Below are 23,930 nucleotides of genomic sequence, written 5' to 3'. Positions count from 1 at the left end.
TCAGTTCTTCATCCCAGTCGATTCTTTTTCTTTTCACGGTTGCCGATTCCTCATTTCCATCAGTATTCCGGGGATTTCATCCGCGATTTCTCCTGCAAGAATGCCGTCCAAACCCTTCGAAGCGGCCAGGGAGCGGGCTGCCATCCCATGAACATATGCCCCGAGGGCGGCGCTCTCAAGAAGCGGAGTTCCTGCTGACAGAAAGGCGGCGATTACCCCGGAAAGGACATCGCCGGAACCGGGAACAGCCAGGGCTCGGTTTCCTGCCCTGACGAGATAGGTCTGATTTCCGTCATCGCATAGTGTCCCGAAGCCCTTGAGAAGAACCGGTCCCCACTTCTCCGCTATCCGTCGCGCCGCTGAGATGCGGTCTTTTCGAACATCCGCCGGAGAAACTCCGAGAAGGTACGCTGCCTCTCCCTCATGGGGCGTGAGGAGGACTCTTCCCCGGTCTATCCCTTCTCCCGATTTCGAAAGCCAGTACAATCCATCTCCATCGAGGATGAGACGGCCTTCCCATGCGGAAAGCACAAGGCGGCAGATCTCTCCAGCCCTCTCCGAACGTCCTATTCCCGGGCCAAGAACTACTGTATCAATCCGCCCGGACCAGGCTGAAAGGGTTCCGATAATCCCGCAGTCATTTTTTGTGAACAGGCCGCTTTCCGTGATAGCCTCGGGGAGGGAGGAGGAACAAGGCGCACAGGATGTTTCCTCGGAAAAGAGAATGCCGAGTCCGCCCCCCGCTCTCAGGAAAGACCGGATGGACAGAAGGGGAGCTCCCCGGTAGACTGTGCTGCCGCCTATCACCATGGTTCCGCCCCTCATCCCCTTGTGGATGTCTTCAGAGAAAAGAGGAAGGAATCGTTTCCCGTCCTCCGGAGAGAAAGAGCGGATACGGGGAACGGCGTTTTGCGGCAGCGGGAAACCGACCCCCGCCACAATGACTTCTCCTGCCAGTTTTCTGCCGTCTCCCGCAGCGACCCCGGTTTTTGGAGCGACCATTGTAATGGTCATGGTGACTCCTGCACAATTATCGTCAGCCACTCCCGTGTCGGGATCGATTCCGGTCGGAATATCCAGCGCGATGATCCGACCCGCCTTTTTCGAAAGGAAGCAAAGCCGGGCAATCTCACCTCTCAGAGGACCTGCTGAACCGATACCAAGAAGGGAGTCCACCAGGAGGTTCGCCTTCTGTATCTTCCCGGCAATCTCTTCGTCTGAAAAATCAGACGAAGAGGAAACTGAAATTCCGCATTGAACGGCAAGACGGAAGTTCTTTTTCGTAATTCCGTTAAGGCTTCCGGCCTGAACCGCCGAGAGAATTTCCACCCTTCTTCCCCGCACGGCAAGGTGTCTGGCGGCTACGTACCCGTCACCGCCGTTTTTCCCCGGACCGGTAAGTACCAGAATATCCCCTTCAGGAAACCGGTTCATGATGACGTCAGCGGCAGCGGATCCCGCGTTTTCCATGAGGAGATATTCGGAAACAGCGAGGTTTTCGACGAGTTCCTTTTCTATTCTTCTAATCTCAGCGGAAGTGAAGTAGTTCATGGTTCGCCTCGATGACAACCACGGCTACGGCGTATTCACCGTCGTGGGAAACGGAAAGAAAGGGGGATCCTGTCTTTCCGCCGGGAATGAGATGCCTGACAGATTCTCCAATGCGGAGAACCGGGCCGCTTTCCGTCCGTTCCACCCAAACTCCGCAGAAAGCTATGGAGTACATGGAAACCGAAGATGCCTTTGAAAATGCTTCCCTTGCGGCAAAACTTCCAGCAAGATGCCTGGCGGGATCTGCCTTCGAAAAGGCATATGCGATTTCGTCGGGATGGAAGACCCTTTTCACGAAATGGTCGGACCGCATTGATTTACGTATCCTTTCCACGTTGCAGAGATCGACTCCCAGTCCAACAATCACGTTGCTTCCTCCATGCAAAATTTGATTTTTACGAAGGTTATACCATAAAAAAAGGGCTCCGGCAAAACCGGAACCCCTTTGTTCCCTATAATGGTGGGTGGTAGAGGACTCGAACCTCTGACCTCTTCCGCGTCAAGGAAGCGTTCTTCCTCTGAACTAACCACCCAACAGGAAAGAATTCTACAGAGCTCAGGGCTGTTTGTCAATAAGCCGACCGGAACAAAACGCCAATATCCGGGAAAACGAGAGCTTCCGCATCCATTCGGGAGTTTTCCATCCTTTGCGGACAGAAGCTCTTGACAGGGCTCCGCTGAACAAGGCCCCCCAATAGGCATAGGGCGATTTCGTCCACAAACCTATGACGAAACAGGAGAGACAGATAAGCCCGAAAAAATTTCTGTAGGTCAAAACCTTTCACCCCGGTTCTTTTACCATGGAGTCCCAAGCAGGAAATGGGGCAGAAACAGAGAAAGCTTGGGGAAATAGGTGGTTATGAGGAGCGTCGGGACCCATGCAAATGCAATTATCCAGAGCGTTGGGCCCATCATCTCCTTTATCGGCGCGTTACCCAATCGCCCCCCTAGGTACAGGACGGGCGCCGCAGGTGGAGTGATGCATCCCAGTCCCGTATTGACGCCCACGATGGCCGCATAATGGATGGGATTGAAGCCAAGCTCGATGATTATGGGCATAAGTATGGGGGTTCCCAGTGTGACTGAGCTGATATCATCCATGAGCATTCCCATGATGACCAGGAATATATTGATCATGAACAGAATTATCCAGCGATTTTCTGAGACGGATCGGAAGAGACCGAGCATCTTTCCGGGGAGATCCTCCATGATATAGAGCCTGCTGAGCATCATGACCGAATAGAGCATTACCATGACAACTCCAGTGGTGACCGCCGACTCGACGAGAGAATCCCACAGTCCCCTCCAGGTGAGTCCCTTGTAAATGAACATGCCCGTTGGTATTGCGTACACCACTGCTACGGCAGCCGCTTCGGTGGGAGTCATAATACCTCCGTAGATACCACCGAGAACTATGACGGGAAGCATGAGCGCGGGGAGGGCCGAAAAACCTCTCTCCCTGAAGAGACGCATTTTTTCCTTGCCGTGGACAGGCTCCGTTATCTTGACATCCGGGTTTTTGCGGACAAGCCAGCAATTTACAACGGATATGAGGGTGGTCATGATTATCCCGGGGATGACTGTCGAAAGGAAGCAGGCAAGAATTGACTGTCCCCCGATCCAGGCAAAGATGATGAGTGTCGAATTGGGAGGTATGAGCATTCCGAGAAGAGACGCGTTGGACATGACCGCCGCTGCGACGCCCGGGGGATAGCCTGCTTCCCTGAGTCTCGGGAACATAATGGAACCGATGCAGGAAAGGGTGGCGCATGCCGATCCGGTAATGGATCCGAAAACGGCGCAGGAGATCGTTCCGACGACGCCGAGACCGCCTTTTATTCTTCCGACGAGAAGGTCGACGAGGTTGATCAGCTTTTCCCCTATCCTTCCCCTCTCCATGATGCCCCCGGCCATTATGAAGAGAGCGATGGAGATGAGAGCGATGCTGTTCATGGAGCTGAATCCATAGGGAAGAACCATGGACGTCTGGTACCCGGCGCCCTGCGGACCGCCGAAGAAGAGCAGCCACGCGGTCGATGCCATAAAGCTCATGGGAACCGGGACGCCGAGCATGAGACAGAAAAGAAGGATCAGAACGGCGATGTAAATCATGAAATTCCTCCTTTAATCAAAGCCCGGAAACTGCGCAGCATTCTCATGAAAAAGTAGTAGGTCATGAAAATGAGACCGAGAAAGACCGCCAGGTAGGATGTCCAGAGCGGAATCTGCCAGACAGTGGTCTTGGGAATCGCAACGCCTGTGCCGAGGGGCCCCATGAAACCGAACATGAAAAAGTCGTATCCGTACCAAGTGAAGAGAATACTGATCCCTGTGGTGATGATATTCCGAAGAAAGATGACTGCTCTCTTGAGAGTTCCTTCCTTCATGTATGAATCCACTACGTCGGCGGAAACATGGGTGTCGTTGTAGGCGCCGTAAGCCCCTCCCATGAAATACAGCCAGAAGGCGAAGAGTTTCACCCATTCCTCGAAGCCGTACAAGTCACCGCCGATGATGTAGCGCGTAAAGGCCGCAGCTGATATTACCACTGAAAGCAAAAGGGAGCAGACAACGGTGACAATGGAGAAAAAGGACAAAAGGACAAGGTCAATCGGGGATTTTTTGTCCGGCCTGTTTTCAGGAAAACAGCCCATGGCTTCGCGCTCTGACATGCATTTCTCCTTTCTGCCGCAAAGGAGCAGGCGGAGGGTACTCTCCTCCGCCGTGCTCCGCCGGCTCGCCTGGTAGGGTTTATTTGGGGGCGTACTGCTGTTTGAACTCTTCTATCAGTTCCTTGGAGAACTTGTCGGCAAGCTTGTCCCATGTGGCGGAAACTTTCGTGAAAATGGGCTTCAGCTCTTCGGGCGAATAGGTATGAACCTCGATGCCGGCCTGTCTCATGAGCTCGAGATGCTTTTCCTGGTCCTGCTTCGCAAGTTCGATGCTCATTTCAGTGACCTTTGCGCATGCATCGGCAATGACTTTCTGGTCCGCCGGGGAGAGTTTTTCCCAGGTCTTCTGGCTTATCATGTAATTGAAGTTTTCAACGGAGTAATTCAGATCGTACCAGTACTTCAGCACGTCTTTAAGCATGGTGTAGGCTGCCGTGGGGGTCATTCCGTCAACGCCGTCAGCAACGCCGGTCTGGAGGGCTGTGTAAACTTCAGCCCAGGGAACGGTGACGGTCTTGTAACCCATTGCTTCCGCGCCGAGCTTGTACACGTCCATGTTGGGGATACGAACGAGAATTCCCTTGTCCACATCGGGATTCAGGGGCTCGTTGACCGGTTTCGTGCTTCCGATGCCGATAAAGCCTTCAACCTGGAAGCCGAGGAGCTTCACGCCGAGCCTTGAGCTGAGTTCGTCCATTTTCTTGAACAGCCATCCGTCAGCGGCGAAGACTTTCTTTGCTTCGTCGAAATTCCTGACGAAACAGTTTATGTAGGTTACTTCCAGCCTGGGATCGAACTGGCTGGGGACGGAAATGGCGGCCATGTCTATCGTGCCCCGGATGAGCTCTTCATAGACAAGGGTATAATCGCCCAGCTGGTTTGCGGGATAAACGACGATTTCGATTCTTCCGTTCGTCTTTTCCTTGACTTCATCGGCAATCTGGTGCATGAGCTTTGTGGCGGTATGCTCAATGGGAACCTGCCCCGCAAAACGAAGGGTCATCTCCGGAGCTGCGGAGGACATCGCCGGGACGGCAAGAGATACAGCAAAAACGGCCGCGAGAAGAAGAAGGGCGAATTTTGTTCTCTTATGCATTATTTCAGCACTCCTTTCAGTTTTCTATCACCAAGAGTTGCTCTCCGAAGCGCTCTTTTCTCATAGTCTGGCCAGCTTCTCTTGTAATCCCCCCTTAAAAAGATGTTTTCTGGAACCGGCGTTCAGAAACTTTCATGGGCGGTTCTGGCAATGATCTCTTCCTGGTGGTGATCGTCCAGGTCCACAAAATAGTCGCTGTAGCCTGCGACCCGAACGAGAAGCCCCCGGTATTCATCGGGATGTTTCTGGGCCTTTCTCAGTGTTTCCGTGTCCACGACATTGAACTGAATATGATGGCCGCCGAGATTGAAATAGGTTCGTATAAGCCGCGCCATTTTTTCCAAGCCGCCCTCTCCTTCCAGAACCGAGGGGAGAAACCGCTGGTTCAGGAGAGTTCCCCCCGATTTGACCTGGTTCATCTTGCTGAGGGATTTCACTACTGCCGTCGGCCCCCGTCTGTCGGCACCGTGGGACGGAGAGGTGCCGTCCGATTCGGGGACATGGGCGAACCGTCCGTTCGGCGTCGCCCCGAGTTTTTTCCCGAAGTAAATGTGGCATGTCGTGGACAGCATGTTTACGTGATAGGTGGACCCCTTCGGCGACCGCTTCCCGTCAATGGTGTCGAGAAGGGACCCGTAAACCCTTTGCATGATTGAATCTGCGTATTCATCATCATTTCCGAAGAAGGGGGTCCGGTTCCACACGAACTGCCGCAGCTCCTCGTGCCCTTTCCAGTTATCCCTAAGCGCCTCAAGAAGGGAGTTCATGGAGACCGAGCCGTCCTCAAAGACGTGCCTTTTGAGCACGGAGAGGCTGTCCGTTACGGTTCCTATGCCGCAGCACTGGATATAGTCCGTATTGTACCGTGCTCCGCCGTCGTAGTAGTCTTTCCCGTTCTCGATGCAATCGTGGATGAGGACGGAAAGGTACGGAGCCGGGGCATGACGGGCAAACATCCGCTGAATGTAGTTGTCGGTTCGGATTTTGACATTTACCACGTGGGCAAGCTGCTTTTCGAACGCCCGGTACAGGTCGTCGAAATCCCGAAATTCCAGAGGATCGCCGGAAGCAATCCCGATCTTCTTTCCAGTAAGGGGGTCGGTGCCGTTGTTGAGAACAAGCTCAAGGATTTTCGGCACATTCAGGTACCCATGGAGAATGTAGGCCTCTTTCCCGAATGACCCCGTTTCAATGCATCCGCTTGTCCCTCCTGTATAGGCGTCTTCGACCCGTTTCCCCATTCCGAGCTGTTCCATGACCACGGCGTCGGAATTGAAGGCCGAAGGATACCCGGAGCCTCGCCTCATGATGCGACAGGCGTGCCGAAGGAATCGTTCCGGGGTTTTTGTGGATATGTGGACGCCGGCCTGGGGTTGAAGGAGCTGCAGTTCGTCAAGGACGTCAAGCATGAGGTAGGATACTTCGCTTACCCCGTTCGTGCCGTCTTCAGTCACTCCCCCGAGGTTGATCTGGGTGAAATCGTTGTAGGTCCCGCTTTCAGCAGCCGTGACACCTACCTTGGGAGGCGCCGGTGTATTGTTTACCTTTATCCAGAAACAAGAAAGGATCTCCTTTGCTTTTTCCCTGTCAAGGGTTCCCTCCCGGATTCCTTTTTCATAGAAAGGAGCGAGGTGCTGGTCAAAATGGCCGGGAGACATGGCATCCCAGCCGTTCAGTTCCGTAATCGTCCCGAGGTGGGTGAACCAGTACGTCTGGACGGCTTCGTGGAAGTCCCTGGGGGCATGGGCGGGAACATGGCGGCAGACGTCTGCTATTTTGAGAAGCTCGGCTCTCCTTTTGGAGTCCGCCGTTTCCTCCGACATCTTCTCAGCCAGGGCCGCATGCCTTTCCGCGAAGAGAATAACGGCGTCGCAGGCTATGTCCATTGCTTGCAGCTCCTCATTTTTCTCCGTTGCATGGGGATCGTTTATCCAGTCCAGGTTTTTCATGGTGCAGGCAATCCCGGCCTTCAAGTCTAGAAGCCCCGTGCGGTAAATGGTCCCGTCGAGGGCGGTGTGTCCCGGTGCGCGCTGCTCCATGAACTCGGTAAAGCAGCCGCCTTCGTACAGGTCAAGCCATTCCTCGGGAAGGTTTGAGAAAATCCGGTCCCGAAGAGTTCTCCCTTTCCAGTAAGGGACGACGTATTCGCTGTAGGTGGAAATATCCTCCTGTGCCACGGTATAACGTGTCATAGGCCGGGAGTTCAGTATTTCGAAATCCTCCGCCGTATGGCAGTTCAGCTCGGGAAAGGTGGAAACCGCCTTTGGACGGGGACCTCTTTCCCCGACGATAAGCTCCCTGTCGCCTATGTATATTGTTTTTTTCTCGCAGAGGTTGTAGAAATTTTTAGCCCTAAGAATCGGGACAGGATACTTGCCTTCATTGCTTTTGTAAAACTCGGTGGTCAGCACCGCCCTTTCGATGGAAACGCTCGGTGCGGTTTCAAAGCTTTCTTTGCGCAGATACTCTATTCTCTCGTTCATGACACCCCGTTATCCTCCTTTTACCGCTTCAATACCCTGCCTTCGAAATATATCGAGAGCTTCCGCGATCTTGTCTTCCCTTGGAGGAAGATACTTCCCCATTTTGTATTCCATCCCGAGGTTCCTGTATTTCCCTTCGCCTGTGGAGTGATATGGGAGTATGTTGACCCCGGAAAGAGTCTTCAGAGAGGCTGAAAGCTCGGCGACAGCTTCGAGATTATGGGGATCGTCGTTGATTCCGGGGATGAGGGGCATCCTGATATTTATTCGGCCTCTGCCTCTCCGGACAAGGACTTCATCAAGCTTTTCCAGGTTAGACAAAATTATGGAATTGCTTACGCCAGTATAGTATTCATGCTTCTTGGGGTCAACGTGCTTTATGTCGAAAAGGAAAAGATCCGCGATTTCCGCTGCTTCAAGGATTTTGCTTTCTTCACAGTACCCTGAAGTATCCACGGCCGTATGTACCTCTGCCTCCTGCAGCCTCAGGAGGCAGGCGACAAGGAAACTGCTCTGAAAGAGGGGTTCGCCTCCGGAAAAGGTGACCCCTCCCCCGGATTCGTCATAAAACGGGATGTCTTTTTTTGCTTCCAGTACAACTTCCGCTGGCGTCATCTCTCTCCCGGCGATTTCGATTGCAGCGGGAGGACATACTTCCGCACATTTTCCGCAGAGAATGCATTTTCCCTTGTCTCGCCTGAGCTGTCCGTCTGCAGTCCTGTCCCAGGCACCCGTCGGACATGACACCGTACAGCGGCCGCAGCCGATGCAGCGGTTCGGGTGACGGATAAGAATGGGCCGGTGGGACATCCCTTCCGGATTATGGCACCACCAGCAGGAAAGAGGACATCCTTTCAGAAAGAACGTAGTTCGTATCCCCGGTCCGTCGTGGATGGAATATCGCTTAATATCGAACACGATTCCCCTGATCATTTTTTCTCCTCTGTCCGGGCCGGTCCATTCTGTGGGGATCATGCTCTTCCCGCGGACTTCCAGTAAGGTTCGAGGACTTCAAGCACTTCGGGGCTGTCCAGCCCAAGGCGCTCCACGGTCTCTTTCGTCGGCACTCCGTTCCTGTCCCAGCCGCGCCGGGCGTACACGGCGTCCACCAGCTTCTCCCATTCTCTACGACGGTGTTCCTGCAGCCGGGCAATCTTCTCCTCCACGGAGAGACCGTCTCCGCGGATGCCCGCCTCCTCAAGCTTCTTCTCGAAGTAGTCCTTCCTCACGTTCCATTCGTCCGGAAACACGGGGCCGAGGGCTCGGTCGGGGATGGTGTGCTCTTTCCTGGTCCCCTTCCCCATGCGGTAGTTGAAGATCCGCTCGTAGTTGTAGACCCGCTCGGACTGGAGGATCATGTCTTCCTCGCTGAGAGGCTTCCCCGTGACCGCTTCGTAGATGTCAAGGTAGTTCTGCACGTGCTCGGGAACTTTGGCCGCTTCGATGCCTTTGTACCGGATGCGGTTGTCCTCGGGTTCCACGTCGTTCCACGGAAGTTTGCAGACTCCGACAAGGGAGAACCAGAGACGAAAGTTGGGGAAGTAAAACAGGGCCTCGGCTTTGTCTTCAAAGGTGGGAAGCTGCTTGTTGACCATGTCCATGAAGATGACCCACGCTTCGTCGTGCTGGGGTCCCTTGAGGGTGAGGAAGTACCCTCCCCACTGGGCGACGGATTCCTGGCACCGGTACTGGGAGACTTCTAGTCCCTGCCCTTCCATGCCGATTTTCTCCATGACGGCCCGGTCGGCGCCGTACCGTCGGGCGAAGATGTCTTTCATTTTCCGGATGCCTTTCCCGACGGCAAGGGCGAATTCGTCCCGGCCGTCCACCATGCGGTGGATGAGTTCCATGAGCTGGTCCGCGGCTCCGAACCGGAGCTCCAGTCCGCCGGTGTGTTCTTTGGTGATAAGCCCGAGTTCGTAGCATTCGCAGACGAAGGCGAGCCCGGTGCCCAGCGAGATGGTGTCAAGGGCGTAGTGGTCGGCGTAATAGTTGCTTTCTATGGTCCACCGGGGGTCGAAGACTCCGACGTTGGGGCCGAGTCCGGCGGCGGTTTCGTATTCAGGGCCGTCCACGGTGACTTTTTTGCCACGGTCCGGGCCGGTGCGGAGTTCAAAACCGTCCACGGTCTTGGCGCAGGCCATGGAGCAACCGTACCAGCACCCGTCGGCGTACCCCTGGGTGAAGAGTTTCTTGTATTCTTCGGGGGTGATGGCGCCGATGGCGTCCGATCTGCCGTATTTGTAGTTGTTGACGGGCAGAATGTCGTAGTCGTTCATGATTTTGTTGAGGTGCGTGGTGCCGGTGGTCCGCATGAGACTCTGGACGTCGTCGTTGTTCCGAATTTCCCGGTGGAGCTTGGTGCCGACTTTCTGCAGGGTGGCTAGGTCGGCGGGGTCGTTTTCGCTTCCCGTGAAGCCGCTTTTGCGGACGACCAGGGCGAGAATCCCCTTGTCCCGGAGAACGGTGCCGCCCCCTCCCCTTCCTGCCTGCTTGAGCCGCGCAACTTTTCTGCGGGGGTCGTAGAAACTGACGTTCAGGGCTCCCCACCAGCTGTGCTCGGCTCCCCGGCCGGCCGTGACAACAGAGACGGAGACCAGGTCGTCTTCGTTTTTGGCGAAGGCCTGATGGAGAGCTTCGGTGACGGCGTAGGCGTTCCGCTCGTCCGTGGGGGCGGCGTACACGCGCACTTTCCCTTCGTCACCGTCAATGGAGACAACCACGTACTCCGGAGACTTGCCGGTGACGGCAAGGGCGTCAAAACCGGAGGCCTTGAGGTAAGGACCGAAGTACCCTCCTGCGTTGCTGTTGTAGGTCTGCTCCGTGAGGGGCGAGAGGAAAACAGTGTAGGTCTTGCCGGTGCCGGGGTACTGCGTGATGCCGCAGATGGGGCCTCCGGAGATGACAAGGGCGTTTTCGGGGGAGTCCCACCGGCCGGCAGGGCTGACGGCGTCCCAGAGAATCTTGAGACCGAAACCCCTGCCTCCGGTGAAGGTGTCGATCATGTCCTCGTCTATGTCATGGATGGTATGGCTGTACTTCCCGTCTCCGTCCCCAAGGTCGACGACGAGGTATTTCCGGGTGTAGCCCCGGTGCAGAGGGGCTCGGTCGTAGCTCCATTCGGCGAGGAGCTTCATGGCAAGTTTGTCCATGGCACACTAGCCCTCCTTCCCGGTGTCGATGATTTCAAGGGCCCCTTCGGGGCAGACCCTGACACAGATGCCGCAGGCAACACACTTGTAGGGCGACGGGATGCGGTCGGAGAAAAACATGGAGGCACTGGGGCAGAATCCGACACACATGAGGCAGGAGGTGCACTTCTTCCTGTCGATCCGGACAACCCCGTCTTTGTCCCGGGAGAGAGCCAGAGAAGGACAGACGGCGATGCATCCGCCGCACTGGTCGCACACACGAATGTCCGCCATGCCCGTGACGGTCTTTACCCGGACGCGGGAGAGCTCCGGGGAGTCCTCCTTCGCCCACGCCTTCGAACAGGCACTCATGCACGCTCCGCACTGTACGCACCGGTCAAGGTACGTCTTCAGCAGTTTCACGGTCAACACTCCTTTGGGAAACTATACGACATTCGACTCCCTTATGTGTTCGCCCCTGGCGAAGCGCCTGTAGTCGAGCATGGAAAAATCAATGTCGGGGGTTTTCCCGGCGATGTGCTGGGCAAGAATTTTCCCCGCCACGGGAGCGAGCATGAAGCCGTGCCCCGAGTAGCCCGTCGAGTGGTAGAAATTTTTTACGTCCGTTTCCCCGATGATCGGCTGGGCATCGGGAGTCATGTCATACAATCCTGACCACTGTCGAGCTATCCTGATCCCTTTGGTTCGCGGCAGAAGCCTGACAAGGGTTTTCGACATTTCTTCTATGAACTGCCAGGTGCTCCTGTTTTCAAAATCTTCGGGATGTCCTGCCGGACTCATGCCGCATATTATGGAGCCGTGAGGCCTCTGCTGGATATAATAATTTCCCGAGAAGCTCATGAGCATGCAGGGACAGACCCCCGGTGCGACCGGCTCGGTGATCATGATCTCATGCCGCTCCGCCCAGTTGGGGATTTCTATTCCTGCCATGCGGGCGATGAACTGGGCATAAGCGCCGGCACAGTTTATCACCACGGGGGCATGGATTGTTCCCCTGTCGGTTTCTACGCCCCGTACTTCGTTGTTTTCCACAAGAATGCCCGTGCAGGTAGTGTGCCTGTGGCAGACAACACCGAGGCGTTTTGCCGCTTCAAGGTAAGCGAAGGTGGTAAGGAAGGGGTCGGCATGACCGTCCCTTCCGTGGAAGAAGAATCCCACGGCATCCTCAGCCGCTAGCCCAGGGCAGATTTCCCTGGCTTCCTGCAGATTTATCTGCCTGGACTTGATCCCAAGGGAATTTTGGAGTTCCATCCCTTTCCGAAGGGTCTCCAGCTCTTTTTCGTTGTAGGCCACGAGCAGGTAGCCACCCTGGTTGAGCCCTACCGACATTCCAAGTTCCTGGTCGAGCTGCTCGAAAATATCAAGGGCTGCAATGCCGAGCCGGCAGTTCATCTCCGTGCCCCACTGGGCCCGTATGCCTGCGCCGCATCTTCCGGTGGAGCCGCCGCAGATGGTGCCCTTTTCGATGAGAACGATGTTCTTCATGCCGTTCAGGGCAAGATAATAGGCTGTCGATACGCCGATTATTCCGCCTCCTATGACAACGATATCGGCGGTGTTCTTCCATTCCGTCATTTTTCACCCTCCTCTGCGAGCAGGCCGATCCTGACAGGTTTTGCGGGAGGTCGAACTGTTGCCGGTTCTATTTCGGTGATTGATTTTCCTGTTTTTTTTGCGATCTCTCTCATGAGGATATCCTGGCAGCCTCTGCCCTGGCATGGCCCCATGCCGACACGGAGAACCCTTTTGAGTTCTTCTACGGTGTCATATCCCCTGTCGATCCACTCGCGGATTTCCTCGAGGGTTACTTCCTCGCAGCGACAGACATAAATCTCTTCAGATTCCGGATGTTCCTTCTGCTGCATGGTCATTTCACCGCCCTGATTGTCCGGAATTCGCCGACTACTTCCTTTGGAGCCGAAACATGAATAACATAGGTCCTGTCCTTTTTGGGCTGGGTCACGTTTTCTACTGTCCCTTCCGCAATGCAATCTCCCGTCCGGTTCAGGCACCAGACTTTCTGCCCCTTTTCCGGAAGGGGGAGCATCTCGTAGGGAAGCTTGAAAAGAGCTTTGTCTCCGGAGAAAGTGAGATCGATAACGAAACACGCCAGGCCCGGACAGGATGCTACGCAGAGGGTACATCCCGTGCACAGCGAATGATCAACCTTCGGAGTGTCGTTGATGTCGGCAAAAGGACGAATCGCTCCTGTCGGACAGCTGGTATGGCAGGGATTGCAGGGAATGCGCTGGGGGCATTCGACGAGGACGACCCCCCCTTTTTTCGATTCCCAGAGCGTGCGGTCCGGCAGAACGGCGCCTTCCCGTTCCCCGGTGAGGACGCCGCTGTTGAAGAGGTCAAGATCATCAGCCATTGGATACATCCTCCCATCTGTTTACAAGTACGCATTCGAGCCCCTGGCAGATCCGTGCTCCTGCCTCACCTGACCTGAGAGCCTGGAGACGCCCCCAGTATTCATCCAGTTTTCCGTGTTCCGTGGGGTATCCAAGGCTGGATGCCGCGGAAAGACCGGCTATTCTTCCTTCGACCATGGCGGCGCTGGCTTCTTCGATGCCGCTTGCGTCACCTGCGGTGAAAAAATCGGGGTTTGAGGTTCGCATTGTCCTGTCCCGCCGTGCTACAAGGCCGCACAACTGGGGAACATACATCATTCCGCATCCTGCCTGGGAGAGAATCTCCGTGGTCGGTGAAAGCCCGACAGCGATGCAGATGACGTCACAGTCCATGTACGATTCTTCGCCCACCGGCTCGAAACGATCGTTGAGCGCCGTGATGTACGCTCCAGTGATGACCTGGTCCCCGACGGCCTTCTTTATCGAGTGACGCAGAAGGATGGGGACGCCCATCCGGCGTATTTTCGCGGCATGGACCCAGTAGCCGCCCACCCGTGGCGCAGCTTCGACGACGGCGGCGACTTCGACACCCGCCTGCATGAGCTGGTAACTTACGATAAGGCCGATATTGCCCGCTCCGACCATAAGAACCCGTTTCCCGGGGACTACCCCGTAAACGTTCATAAGGGTCTGAACGGCTCCCGCACCGTAAACGCCGGGGAGGTCATTGTTCGGAAACGGAATGAGCCGTTCCTGGGCGCCGGTAGCGACTATCGTTTTTTTCGCGCTGATGTGAAAGAATTTTTCTTCACCGCGCATGGCGGTGAAGATTCCGTCTTCCGGATAGAAGCCTGTGATGGTGGTATTGGTGTGGATTTCAACATTTTCCTTGCAGGAGTCGATTTCGCTCAACAGGATGTCAGCGATTTTGAACCCCCTGGTTCCGGCATATTCGTCCTTGCTGCCGAAAAATTTATGGGTCTGTTTTACGAGCTGTCCACCGAGATGAAGATCGCTTTCCGCCACCAGAACCTTCGCCCCTGCCGCCGCCGCTTCCGCCGCCGCGCTCAAGCCCGCCGCTCCTCCGCCGATAACGAGAATTTCTGTCGAGAGAGATTTCATGACATTATCCTCATTCCGCCGTCTCGGGAACGCAGCCCTTGCCGTGTTGGGTTTCCACCTTCATGTCCGGTTTCAGGGGAGTGATGCACGTCCTGACGTTCGGAACCCCGTCCACCACCATGAAACAGCTGCTGCACTTTCCGATGGCGCAGAAAAATCCCCGGGGTCTGTGCATTTTCGCCGTTTCACGGTAGACCCGTATCCCGTTCGCATGAAGGGCCATGGCGATGGGTTCCCCTTCGTATCCTTCCATTTCCCTGCCGTCGAAGAAAAAGCGGACTTTTTCTCCCCTGGGGAAATCAAGGATCGGATGTTCCTCGATCAATTCCATGGTCCCGCAGCCTCCTCCCGGATTGCTTTTCTCATCCAAGCCTGTTTTCCTCCTTCCAAGCACGCCTCAATTTCATAACACGGCACATGGCCTGTTGCTGAAAAATTACTGGAATCAGGAGCACGAATGGCTGTTTTTGAAGGACACGAAACGATAGGCAGCACTATCTCCTCCGGAGAAAATGGATGACGGAGAATGCTTTTGTGTGTTCAATTGTTTCCCGGAAAACCAAATTTGTCAAGGATATGTTGAAATTTTGGGTACATTCAACTTTTTCACAAACGGTTCGTAAGGCTTTTTTATAAAGAGCCTTTCTGCAATGGAAGACAGGATTTTTTTGCTCTGTACAAAAATTTGAACTAGAATAGAACCTGCTTCACGAGAGTAGTTTTCAAGAAAGAGGTGATCCGGAATGTTCCTTATGAACAGCAGGCATATGCTTTCCTGCTTTAGTTTTACCGGGATGATGGATGCCGCCGAAGAGGCGATGAAAGCGGCCGCCCATGCGATGGACGGAGACGTTACAGTACCCCTCAGGACTGCGGTCAGCAGGAAAAAGAATTCTCTCCTGTTGATGCCCTGCCTTGCCGATGATCTCTGGGGGCTGAAAGCCCTCGCGATCTTTCCCGATAATCCCGCCCTCTCGCGCCCTTTTCTGAACGGGTTGGTACTCCTCTTTGACGGTACGGACGGCACCCCCCTTGCGCTTTTCGACGGAAGAACACTTACCGCCCTGAGAACGGGCTCAGTGGGAGGCGCCGCAGTGCGCGCTCTTGCCCGAAAGGATGTGCGGTCCCTTGGCCTTGCGGGGGCGGGTGTTCAGGGATACTGGCAGGTCCGTTTCGCCTGCGGGGCCCGTTCCTTTTCAGAGGTCCGAATATTTGACGCCGTTCCGGAGAACGCGGAAAGGACTGCTGAGAGGCTCGCGAAAGATCTGCCTGACATTGCCGTTTTCCTGTGCCGGGATGCCTCGGAGCTTGCCCTTTCTTCCGATGTGATCATTACAGCGACAACAGCGAAACAGCCGATTTTTCCTGATGACAGGCGTCTCTTTTCGGGAGGGAAGTGCATCATTGGTATCGGTTCCTATACTCCCGAAACAAGGGAATACCCCGATGCCCTTTTCGCAGAAGCGAGGCAGGTTTACGTGGATACAGAACATGCCCTTTCCGAAACGGGAGATCTCATAGGCCCTCTATCCAGGGGTTTAATTTCCAGAGAAATCATCCGTCCCCTTTCGGATCTTTTTTTTGAGGAGCAGAGAGCGGATTCCGGCGGTACTGTTTTCTTCAAATCCGTCGGACTTTCGGTGTTCGATCTTTACGCTGCGAAAACTCTGCTGGAGAAAGGAAAAATGACAGGAAACGGAATCGAATTTGATCTGTAGACCCTGCCGAATATCCGGGGAACGTCCGCCTGTTCACGGGCGGACGTTCCCCGGATCGATGAGTTCAGCGGCCGAGGCGGCAACGAAGGATTTTCTCAGTCACCGGGGCCCCATTTCCTGGCCCATTCAAACATTCCTACGGCGCAGGCAACACTTGCGTTCAAAGAGCCTATTTCACCCGAAAGAGGTATTCGGACGATTTCGTCGCACGTTTCCGAGACAAGCCTGGACAGGCCTTCACCCTCGGCCCCGACGATAAGGGCTGTTCTTTCCGGCATGGGCTCAGACCAGAGGGAACGCCCGGTCCTGTTGTCAAGCCCAATGGTCCAGAAGCCGGCCTCCTGGAGTTCTTTTACCGTCTGGGCGACATTGTTTACCCCCACCATGGGAAGGCGCAGTGCGGCACCCGCGCTCACCTTGACCACCGTACCTCCGGGGAGGGCTCCCCTGCGCTTGGGAAAGAGAACTCCTTTTGCACCGCACGCTTCCGCTGTGCGGGCCACTGCGCCGAGGTTGTGCGGATCCTGGACGTGGTCAAGAACTACCACGAGAAGGGGGCCGCCGGACGGGAGTGTTGAGAGAAAATCACCGAGGTCGGCCATGGATACCTCGCTGCTCCTGCAGGCGACACCCTGGTGGTTTACAGGGCCGCAGATTTCGGAAAGAATCTCGGGCGCAACAACCTGGACCACTACCCCGCCTTTTTCCGCCAGGGATTTTACCTGCCGGGAAAAAGAGTCGCTCACATTTTTCCCGAGGAAGATTTTTTGAACCTTGTCGGGGGACTCTTTTAACAGCTGGAGTACGACCTGCCTCCCCCAGTTGAGGTCTTCGCTCCTCTTTTTTTCAAAACGGGGTTCAGCGGAGCCGGTTTCTTTTCCGATCCTCCTGCGGGGGGGTCTTTTCCCCTCTTTTCTTTCCATTTTATCCACTTTTTTTCATCCTTTCGCCGATTTGATCGGAATACTCCCTGAGAAACCGGGCCGTATATCCTTTGGAAGAGTGCATGAGATCTTCCGGTGTGCCTGCCGCGACGAGCTGCCCTCCTCCGTTTCCTCCCTCCGGGCCGAGGTCGATAATATAATCTGCGGACATCAGTACATCCAGATTGTGTTCGATGAGGATGACCGTGTTTCCCTGGTCGACGATCTTGTTCACGATGACCAGCAGTTTTTCTACGTCGGTGTAGTAAAGGCCCGTGGTCGGTTCATCCAGAAGGTACAGGGTGGGACCCGAGAATTTCTTGCTCAGCTCCTTTGACAGCTTCACTCTCTGCGCCTCCCCTCCGCTGAGGGTGAGGGCCGACTGACCGAGCCTTATATATCCGAGCCCCGCTTCGGCAATGAGGCCCAGCTTGGAGGCGATTCTCGGTATGTCCCTGAAGAACTGCAGGGCCTCGTCCACCGTCATGTCCAGAACGTCGGATATGGATTTCCCCTTGAACTTCACCTCGAGGGTTTCCCTGTTGTATCGTTTACCCCCGCAGACCTCGCAGGGAACGTACACGTCTGGAAGAAACAGCATGGAAACCTTGGTGGAGCCTCCGCCGCCGCACGCTTCGCACCGCCCTCCCCTTACATTGAAGCTGAACCTGCCGGGAAGATATCCCCTCAGTTTCGCTTCGGGGAGCTCCGTAAACAGCTCCCGGATAAGAGTAAACAGTCCCGTGTAGGTGGCGGGATTCGACCTCGGAGTCCTCCCAATGGGGCTCTGGTCGACGAGGATGATGTTTCTGAAATTTTCCCATCCGTCAATGCTTTTATGGTTTCCCGCCCGTTCCCGGAAATCCCTGTCCAGGTGCCTCCTCATACCCTTGTAGAGTACGTCATGGATAAGGCTGCTCTTCCCCGAACCTGAAACACCTGTCACGGTGATGAAGAGCCCCGTGGGAAACTCCACGTCGATGCCCTTCAGATTGTTGTGCCGGGCTCCTTTTACGGTCAGGGTCCCTTTGGGCCTCCTTCTCTCCTTCGGCCTGACGATACCGTTGCTTTCTCCCCGCAGGTAGGGGCCGGTGAGGAAGGGTGACCGGAATGCCTCCTCGTACTCCCCGGCAAAAACGATATTTCCTCCACCGTCGCCGGCCCCCGGACCCATCTCGATGATCGAGTCCGCAGCCATCATGGTTTCCCTGTCATGTTCAACCACCACGACGGTGTTTCCGAGGTCGCGGATCGACTCCAGGGTCCTGACGAGCTTTTCGGTATCCCGTGAATGAAGGCCGATGGTAGGTTCGTCCAGCACGTACAGGACACCGCTCAGTTTCGATCCGATCTGGGTGGCGAGCCTGATTCTCTGGCTCTCTCCCCCGCTGAGGGTATCGGCTCTCCGTATAAGGGAGAGATACCCCACTCCCACGTCGGTAAGAAAATGAAGACGTTTTCTCGTCTCGAGAAGAACCTGGTGCACGATATGTTCATCACCGGAGGTAAAGGAGATGTTTTCTAGGACGAGACACAATTCATCGATGGGCATGGAAACAAAGTCCCCTATGCCGTAGTCACCGACTTTCACGCTCAACGCTTCCGGTTTGAGCCTCAGACCTCCGCAGGTCTTGCATTCATCATCCGCCCGGTACGTAGCAAGTTCTTCGAGGACGGCCTCCGATTCCGTTTCCTTCCACCGGGCATCGAGCCATGGCAGGAGACCTTCATATCGTCCCATGTAGGCTCTCTCCCCCCCGCCGTCCCGGAACATCAAGGGGATTCGTTCATCCGATCCTCTGAGAATAAACTCTTTAATATTCCCGGGGAGCTTTCCATAGGATCCGGAGAGATCCCATCCTTTTTTTGCAGCGAACTTTTCCAGTTTTGTCAGCATGTAGTGCTTTTTTTTCCACGGAAGAACGGCCCCTTCGGCCAGGGACCTTTCAGGATCGATGGCAAGCTCTTCCGAAAAAAACTGGTGGCTGCCTATACCGGAACAGTCCGGGCAGGCTCCGTACGGATTGTTGAAAGAAAAAAGCCTGGGTTCTATCTCGGGTAGAGAAATATCGCACGAGGGACAGGTAAAATTCTCCGTGAGCAGTTTTTCATCTCCCTTTTCAGGGACTGCCACCACGTAGCCTCCACTGAGGGAGAGTGCGTTCTCCACTGCTTCGGCAATTCTGCCCCGCCTGTCTTCCTGGACCCTAAGCCTGTCGACGATGACCTCTATGGTGTGGCGTTTGTTCTTTTCCAGGGATATTTCTTCTTCCAGCCATAGAGCGGCCCCGTCAATCCGGACACGGAGGAAGCCCTTGTCACGAGTCTGGGAAAGCAGGTTCCTGTATTCTCCCTTTTTACCCCTCACCAGGGGCGCGAGAATTTCCAGCCTCTCCCCGGGGAAACTGCGGAAGATGATGTCCACTATTTCATCGAGGGAATAACGCATGACTTCCTTCCCGCAGGAGGGGCAATGGGGCTTGCCCACCCTGGCGAAAATCAAACGGAAAAAGTCATATATTTCCGTGACGGTTCCGACGATGGAGCGAGGATTGTGGGATACGCCCTTCTGTTCAATGGATATTGCCGGGGAGAGCCCCGAAATGTCATCCACGTCCGGTTTGTTCTGGACACCAAGAAACTGTCTTGCGTAGACGGAAAGAGATTCTACATATCTTCGCTGACCCTCGGCGTAGAGAGTATCGAAAGCGAGGGACGACTTACCTGATCCCGAAGGGCCCGTGATGATCACGAGCTTGTTTTTCGGGATATCAACGTCGATGTTTTTTAGATTGTGTTCTCTTGCTCCTTTGATTTGAATCCATTGCAACACGGTTCAATTCCTTCCCTTCCAGAGAAGCGAGCGTGTCCCTGAGACGGGCCGCCTTCTCGAAATCAAGCCGTTCCACGGCCTGCCACATCATCTTTTCAAGTTCTGCAGGAGAAATCCCTTCCAGGGTATCCTTTTCTCTTTTCCGTAGATATCCTGAATCTGCGTCGGCCATGAGCTCTTCGGGCAGAAGCGAAATGACGTCTTTTCTGATCGAAGCCGGCGTTATTCCATGGTCTTCATTGTACTTCATCTGCAGTGCCCGTCTCCGCGCGGTCTCTGCGGTGGCGTTTCGTATACTGTCGGTGATTTCGTCAGCGTAGAGTATAACCTTTCCCGCCGTATTCCTCGCTGCCCTGCCCATCATCTGGATGAGTGAGCGCTCTGAGCGGAGAAAACCTTCCCTGTCGGCATCGAGAATGGCCACAAGGGACACCTCCGGAAGATCCATTCCCTCCCGGAGAAGATTGATTCCCACAAGGACCGAAATTTCGCCGTTCCTGAGATCCCGAATGAGTTCCGCCCTTTCGAAGGTGTTAAGCTCCGAGTGAATGTACTTTACCTTGAACTGGAGGTCGGCAAGATACTCCGCAAGGTCTTCCGATGATTTTTTCGTCAGGGTGGTTATCAGTGCTCTTTCACCTCTTGAGGTGATTTCCCTGAGCCGTCCGATGAGGTCGTCCACCTGCCCGCTCGCGGGGAGGATCTCCACTTCAGGGTCGAGGACGCCGGTGGGGCGGATGAGCTGCTCCACCACTCTCTCGGAAACCCGGAACTCGTAGTCTCCTGGGGTCGCTGTTACGAAAACGGCCTGCTTCATGTATTTCTCGAATTCCGCCCATTCCAGGGGCCTGTTGTCGAGACAGGAAGGAAGCCGAAAGCCGTTTTCCACCAGGGTCAGCTTCCGGGCACGGTCACCGTTGAACATTCCTCTGACCTGGGGAAGGGTAATGTGGGATTCATCCACGACAAGGAGAAAGTCGGCGGGGAAGAAGTCGAGCAGTGTTCCCGGCGGTTCTCCCGGATTCCTTCCGTCGAGATATCTCGAATAATTCTCTATTCCAGAGCAGTATCCCGTTTCCATAAGCATTTCCATGTCGTACTGGGTTCTCATTCTGATGCGTTGGGCTTCAAGAAACTTCCCCTGTCGTTCGAATGCCGCTGCCTGGTCCTCCATTTCAGCCCGAATGGGCTCGATGGACCGGTCTATGGCATCTCTGTCTGTAACATAATGCTGGGCGGGAAAAATTGAAGCATGGTCAAGGTTTTCTTTTACCTTTCCCGAAACGGGATCGAACTCATCTATTTTTTCTATTTCGTCGTCGAAAAAACATATCCGGAGGGCTGTCTCCCCATAGGCGGGAAAAATTTCGATTATGTCTCCCCTGGCTCGGAAACTACCCTGTTCCACCACCAAATCGTTTCTTTCGTAGTAGTTTTCCAGCAGCTTTTCCATGAACACCCGCCGTTCCCACCGATCGCCCACCGAGAAAGGAAAAATGATCTTTTCGTAGGTCTCCTTTCGTCCGAGACCATAGATGCAGGATACGCTGGCAACGACAATGACGTCCCGCCGTTCTATCAGCGCCTTGGTTGCAGCGAGTCGAAGCCGTTCAATTCTGTCGTTGACCGACGCGTCTTTTTCTATATAGGTATCCGTTGCGGGAACATAGGCCTCAGGCTGGTAATAGTCGTAATAGCTGACAAAATAATGCACGGCATTGTAAGGGAAAAATCCCTTGAATTCACTGTAAAGCTGTGCCGCGAGGGTTTTGTTGTGGGCGAGCACGAGAACGGGCCTGCCTGCTTCGGCGATCACGTTGGCAATCGTAAAGGTCTTTCCGCTTCCGGTCACCCCGAGAAGAGTCTGGAAACGCCGGTTTTCCGAGATGCCGGCAGAAAGCCGGCGTATGGCTTCAGGCTGGTCGCCGGAAGGCGGCCATTCCGAAACCAGGTGGAATTTCCGGTCTTCAGTTCTCATTACTTTCCACCCCTCCTTCCCGTTGCTCCGAAAAAGAAAAAGGGAACCGGGAAAAATCCCGGCTCCTCTTTTTCCCCTCCTTGCCGAAACTAATCCGCAGGAGCTTCTCCAAGGATGTTCGGGCTTCGGCTGTCTTCGGCGGTTTCTTCCGGAGACAGTGTGGTTTTTTCTGCCCCTTCCGCCGGGGAACCGGTTTTCTCCTCTTTCTCTTCCAGGCCGAGCAGACGTGCAAGTTCCTTCCCCTCGATGACTTCCTTTTCGAGAAGAACCCGGGCTACATTCGCCATCTCGTCGGCATTTTCCACAAGAAGGTGATGAACTCTGCCATAGCACGAATCGATGATCTTTTTCACTTCCTGGTCTATCGAATAGGCCACTTCGTCGCTGTAATTCCGGTCCTCTCCGATATCTCTGCCGAGGAACACTTCCTGGTGCTTGTGGCCCAGCTTGACGAGACCAAGCTTTTCACTCATTCCGAATTCGGTGACCATCTGCCTGGCAATCTGGGTAGCCCGTTCCAGGTCGTTGCTGGCACCTGTGGTGACGTCCCCGAACTGGATCTCTTCGGCTACTCTTCCGCCGAGAAGAACGCAGATCTTGTCAAGCAGTTCGGAACGAGACATGAGAAAACGATCCTCCTCAGGCAGCTGAAGCGTGTAGCCGAGAGCCATTTGTCCTCTCGGAATGATGGAAATCTTGTGCACCGGGTCGCAGGACGGTATCAGTCCTGCAACAAGGGCATGCCCGGTCTCATGGTACGCGATGATCCTCTTTTCTTTTTCGCTCACGAGGCGACTCTTGCGTTCAGGTCCCGCGATGACCCTGTCGATCCCTTCCTCGAAGTTCTTCATGGAGATTTCTTTTTCTCCGTTCCTTGCCGAAAGCAGTGCTGCCTCGTTCACAAGGTTGGCAAGGTCGGCCCCTACGAAACCGGGTGTCCGGCGGGCAAGGACTTCAAGATTCACGTCGGGAGCGAGTTTCTTTCCCCGGACATGAACCTCCAGAATAGCCTCCCGTCCCTTGACATCCGGCCGGTCTACGATGATATGGCGGTCGAACCTTCCCGGACGGAGAAGTGCCGGGTCGAGAATATCGGGTCTGTTCGTGGCCGCAATGAGGATGATACCGGTCGATTCGTCGAACCCGTCAAGTTCGACAAGAAGCTGGTTCAGTGTCTGTTCCCGTTCGTCGTGGCCTCCCCCGAGGCCCGCACCCCGTTGCCTTCCGACAGCGTCCATCTCATCGATGAATATAATGCACGGCTGATATTTTCGAGCCTGTTCAAAGAGATCCCGAACCCTTGCTGCGCCGACACCGACGAACATCTCGACGAAGTCCGAACCGCTGACGCTGAAGAAGGGAACATCAGCCTCTCCGGCCGCAGCCCTGGCAAGAAGGGTTTTTCCCGTTCCCGGGGGTCCAAGGAGCAAGATGCCCTTGGGCACCTTTGCTCCGAGGGCTGTGAACCTGCTTGGATCCTTCAGATAGTACACGACCTCGGAGAGCTCTTCCTTCGATTCCTCGCAGCCGGCGACATCCTTGAACGTGACCTTTGGGCGGTTGTCGAGAAAGAGTTTGGCCTTGCTCTTCGCGAAGTTCATTACCTTGCCGCCGCCGCCCTGCATGTTGTAGAGGAAGAAGACCCAGACTCCGATGAGCAGCAGCGTCGGGAACAGCGAGGAAAGCATGTTGGCCCACCAGGGAGTTTTCTGCGGAGGCTCCACCTCCACGTTCACTCCCTTCTGGGCGACTTCCTTTGCCAAGTCTTCAATACCGACCACGTAGGTAACGAATTCTCTTCCGTCGGTGAACTTGCCCTTGAGGGAATTTTCCCGTATGGTGACAGCTGTGATTCTCCCCGAGGAGACTTCCGAAAGAAATGTGCTGTACCCGATCTCCTGAATTTGCTGGGGACCCTGGGCGGGAGAAAGAAAAACGTTCACAAGGCTCACAACGAGCACAATAAGAATGAGATACAACCCGAGATTTTTTACCAATCGGCCCAAATTATCGCCGCCTCCTGACTATTGTAGATATTTTTATAATGC

The 23,930-nt window shown here is 54.9% G+C and carries 19 protein-coding genes and 1 tRNA gene; 1 reads left to right on the top strand and 19 read right to left on the bottom strand.

Going from position 1 to position 23,930, the window contains the following annotated elements:
- Positions 1–33: 33 nt before the first annotated feature.
- The 15 genes from JMJ95_RS03035 to JMJ95_RS02965 all read right to left on the bottom strand — a co-directional run bounded on the left by JMJ95_RS03035 (position 34) and on the right by JMJ95_RS02965 (position 14,761).
- Positions 34–1,551 (bottom strand): NAD(P)H-hydrate dehydratase, encoded by a 1,518-nt coding sequence (locus tag JMJ95_RS03035; protein WP_290682461.1) that lies wholly within the window; start codon positions 1,549–1,551, stop codon positions 34–36.
- Entirely contained in the window at positions 1,529–1,918 is a 390-nt protein-coding gene (acpS, locus tag JMJ95_RS03030; protein WP_290682458.1) for a holo-ACP synthase, read from the bottom strand. Before acpS ends, JMJ95_RS03035 begins: the two co-directional genes overlap by 23 nt.
- Before the next feature lie 91 nt (positions 1,919–2,009).
- Positions 2,010–2,084, bottom strand: a tRNA-Val gene (locus JMJ95_RS03025).
- Positions 2,085–2,346: 262 nt separating this feature from the next.
- Entirely contained in the window at positions 2,347–3,663 is a 1,317-nt protein-coding gene (locus tag JMJ95_RS03020; protein WP_290682455.1) for a TRAP transporter large permease, read from the bottom strand.
- A complete protein-coding gene (locus JMJ95_RS03015; RefSeq protein ID WP_290682452.1) occupies positions 3,660–4,223 on the bottom strand; it encodes a TRAP transporter small permease in 564 nt (187 codons plus the stop codon). Before JMJ95_RS03015 ends, JMJ95_RS03020 begins: the two co-directional genes overlap by 4 nt.
- A 79-nt stretch (positions 4,224–4,302) precedes the next feature.
- Entirely contained in the window at positions 4,303–5,319 is a 1,017-nt protein-coding gene (dctP, locus tag JMJ95_RS03010) for a TRAP transporter substrate-binding protein DctP (protein WP_290682450.1), read from the bottom strand.
- Positions 5,320–5,441: 122 nt separating this feature from the next.
- A complete protein-coding gene (gene hypD / locus JMJ95_RS03005) occupies positions 5,442–7,802 on the bottom strand; it encodes a trans-4-hydroxy-L-proline dehydratase (RefSeq protein WP_290682446.1) in 2,361 nt (786 codons plus the stop codon).
- Between the two features lie 9 nt (positions 7,803–7,811).
- Positions 7,812–8,735: a glycyl-radical enzyme activating protein gene (locus JMJ95_RS03000; RefSeq protein ID WP_290682443.1), complete on the bottom strand. Its 924-nt coding sequence runs from the start codon at positions 8,733–8,735 to the stop codon at positions 7,812–7,814.
- Positions 8,736–8,773: 38 nt separating this feature from the next.
- The gene (locus JMJ95_RS02995; RefSeq protein ID WP_290682440.1) at positions 8,774–10,954 is read right to left on the bottom strand and encodes an aldehyde ferredoxin oxidoreductase family protein; all 2,181 of its coding nucleotides are present in this window, start codon (positions 10,952–10,954) and stop codon (positions 8,774–8,776) included.
- Positions 10,955–10,960: 6 nt separating this feature from the next.
- Positions 10,961–11,356 carry a 4Fe-4S binding protein gene (locus JMJ95_RS02990; protein ID WP_290682437.1) on the bottom strand — a complete coding sequence of 132 codons (396 nt, stop codon included), beginning with the start codon at positions 11,354–11,356 and terminating at the stop codon, positions 10,961–10,963.
- Between the two features lie 21 nt (positions 11,357–11,377).
- A complete protein-coding gene (locus JMJ95_RS02985) occupies positions 11,378–12,529 on the bottom strand; it encodes an FAD-binding oxidoreductase (RefSeq protein WP_290682434.1) in 1,152 nt (383 codons plus the stop codon).
- Positions 12,526–12,825, bottom strand: a complete 300-nt coding sequence (locus JMJ95_RS02980) for a (2Fe-2S)-binding protein (protein ID WP_290682431.1) — start codon at positions 12,823–12,825, stop codon at positions 12,526–12,528. The genes JMJ95_RS02985 and JMJ95_RS02980 overlap by 4 nt, the downstream gene beginning before the upstream one ends.
- Positions 12,822–13,328 carry a 4Fe-4S dicluster domain-containing protein gene (locus JMJ95_RS02975; protein ID WP_290682428.1) on the bottom strand — a complete coding sequence of 169 codons (507 nt, stop codon included), beginning with the start codon at positions 13,326–13,328 and terminating at the stop codon, positions 12,822–12,824. The genes JMJ95_RS02980 and JMJ95_RS02975 overlap by 4 nt, the downstream gene beginning before the upstream one ends.
- Positions 13,321–14,430 carry an FAD-dependent oxidoreductase gene (locus JMJ95_RS02970; RefSeq protein WP_290682425.1) on the bottom strand — a complete coding sequence of 370 codons (1,110 nt, stop codon included), beginning with the start codon at positions 14,428–14,430 and terminating at the stop codon, positions 13,321–13,323. Before JMJ95_RS02970 ends, JMJ95_RS02975 begins: the two co-directional genes overlap by 8 nt.
- Before the next feature lie 10 nt (positions 14,431–14,440).
- Positions 14,441–14,761, bottom strand: a complete 321-nt coding sequence (locus JMJ95_RS02965; protein ID WP_290682423.1) for a (2Fe-2S)-binding protein — start codon at positions 14,759–14,761, stop codon at positions 14,441–14,443.
- 412 nt (positions 14,762–15,173) lie between these two features.
- On the opposite strand from JMJ95_RS02965, the gene JMJ95_RS02960 reads away from it, so the two are divergent.
- On the top strand, positions 15,174–16,148 hold the full coding sequence (locus tag JMJ95_RS02960; protein WP_290682420.1) for an ornithine cyclodeaminase family protein: 975 nt from the start codon (positions 15,174–15,176) through the stop codon (positions 16,146–16,148).
- A 95-nt stretch (positions 16,149–16,243) separates the two neighbouring features.
- On the opposite strand, the gene rlmB is transcribed toward JMJ95_RS02960, so the two are convergent.
- The 4 genes from rlmB to ftsH form a co-directional block, all read right to left on the bottom strand.
- Positions 16,244–17,071 carry a 23S rRNA (guanosine(2251)-2'-O)-methyltransferase RlmB gene (gene rlmB / locus JMJ95_RS02955; protein WP_290682477.1) on the bottom strand — a complete coding sequence of 276 codons (828 nt, stop codon included), beginning with the start codon at positions 17,069–17,071 and terminating at the stop codon, positions 16,244–16,246.
- A 1-nt stretch (position 17,072) separates the two neighbouring features.
- On the bottom strand, positions 17,073–19,904 hold the full coding sequence (gene uvrA / locus JMJ95_RS02950; RefSeq protein ID WP_290682417.1) for an excinuclease ABC subunit UvrA: 2,832 nt from the start codon (positions 19,902–19,904) through the stop codon (positions 17,073–17,075).
- Entirely contained in the window at positions 19,843–21,882 is a 2,040-nt protein-coding gene (uvrB, locus tag JMJ95_RS02945; RefSeq protein WP_290682414.1) for an excinuclease ABC subunit UvrB, read from the bottom strand. Before uvrB ends, uvrA begins: the two co-directional genes overlap by 62 nt.
- An 89-nt stretch (positions 21,883–21,971) precedes the next feature.
- The gene (gene ftsH / locus JMJ95_RS02940) at positions 21,972–23,888 is read right to left on the bottom strand and encodes an ATP-dependent zinc metalloprotease FtsH (protein WP_290682411.1); all 1,917 of its coding nucleotides are present in this window, start codon (positions 23,886–23,888) and stop codon (positions 21,972–21,974) included.
- Between the last annotated feature and the right edge of the window lie 42 nt (positions 23,889–23,930).

Origin of the sequence: Aminivibrio sp. (genome assembly GCF_016756745.1) — a bacterium.
GTDB lineage: Bacteria > Synergistota > Synergistia > Synergistales > Aminobacteriaceae > Aminivibrio.
The sequence above is the reverse complement of the archived record's forward strand: the minus strand, read 5'-3'. Positions and strand labels throughout refer to the sequence as shown.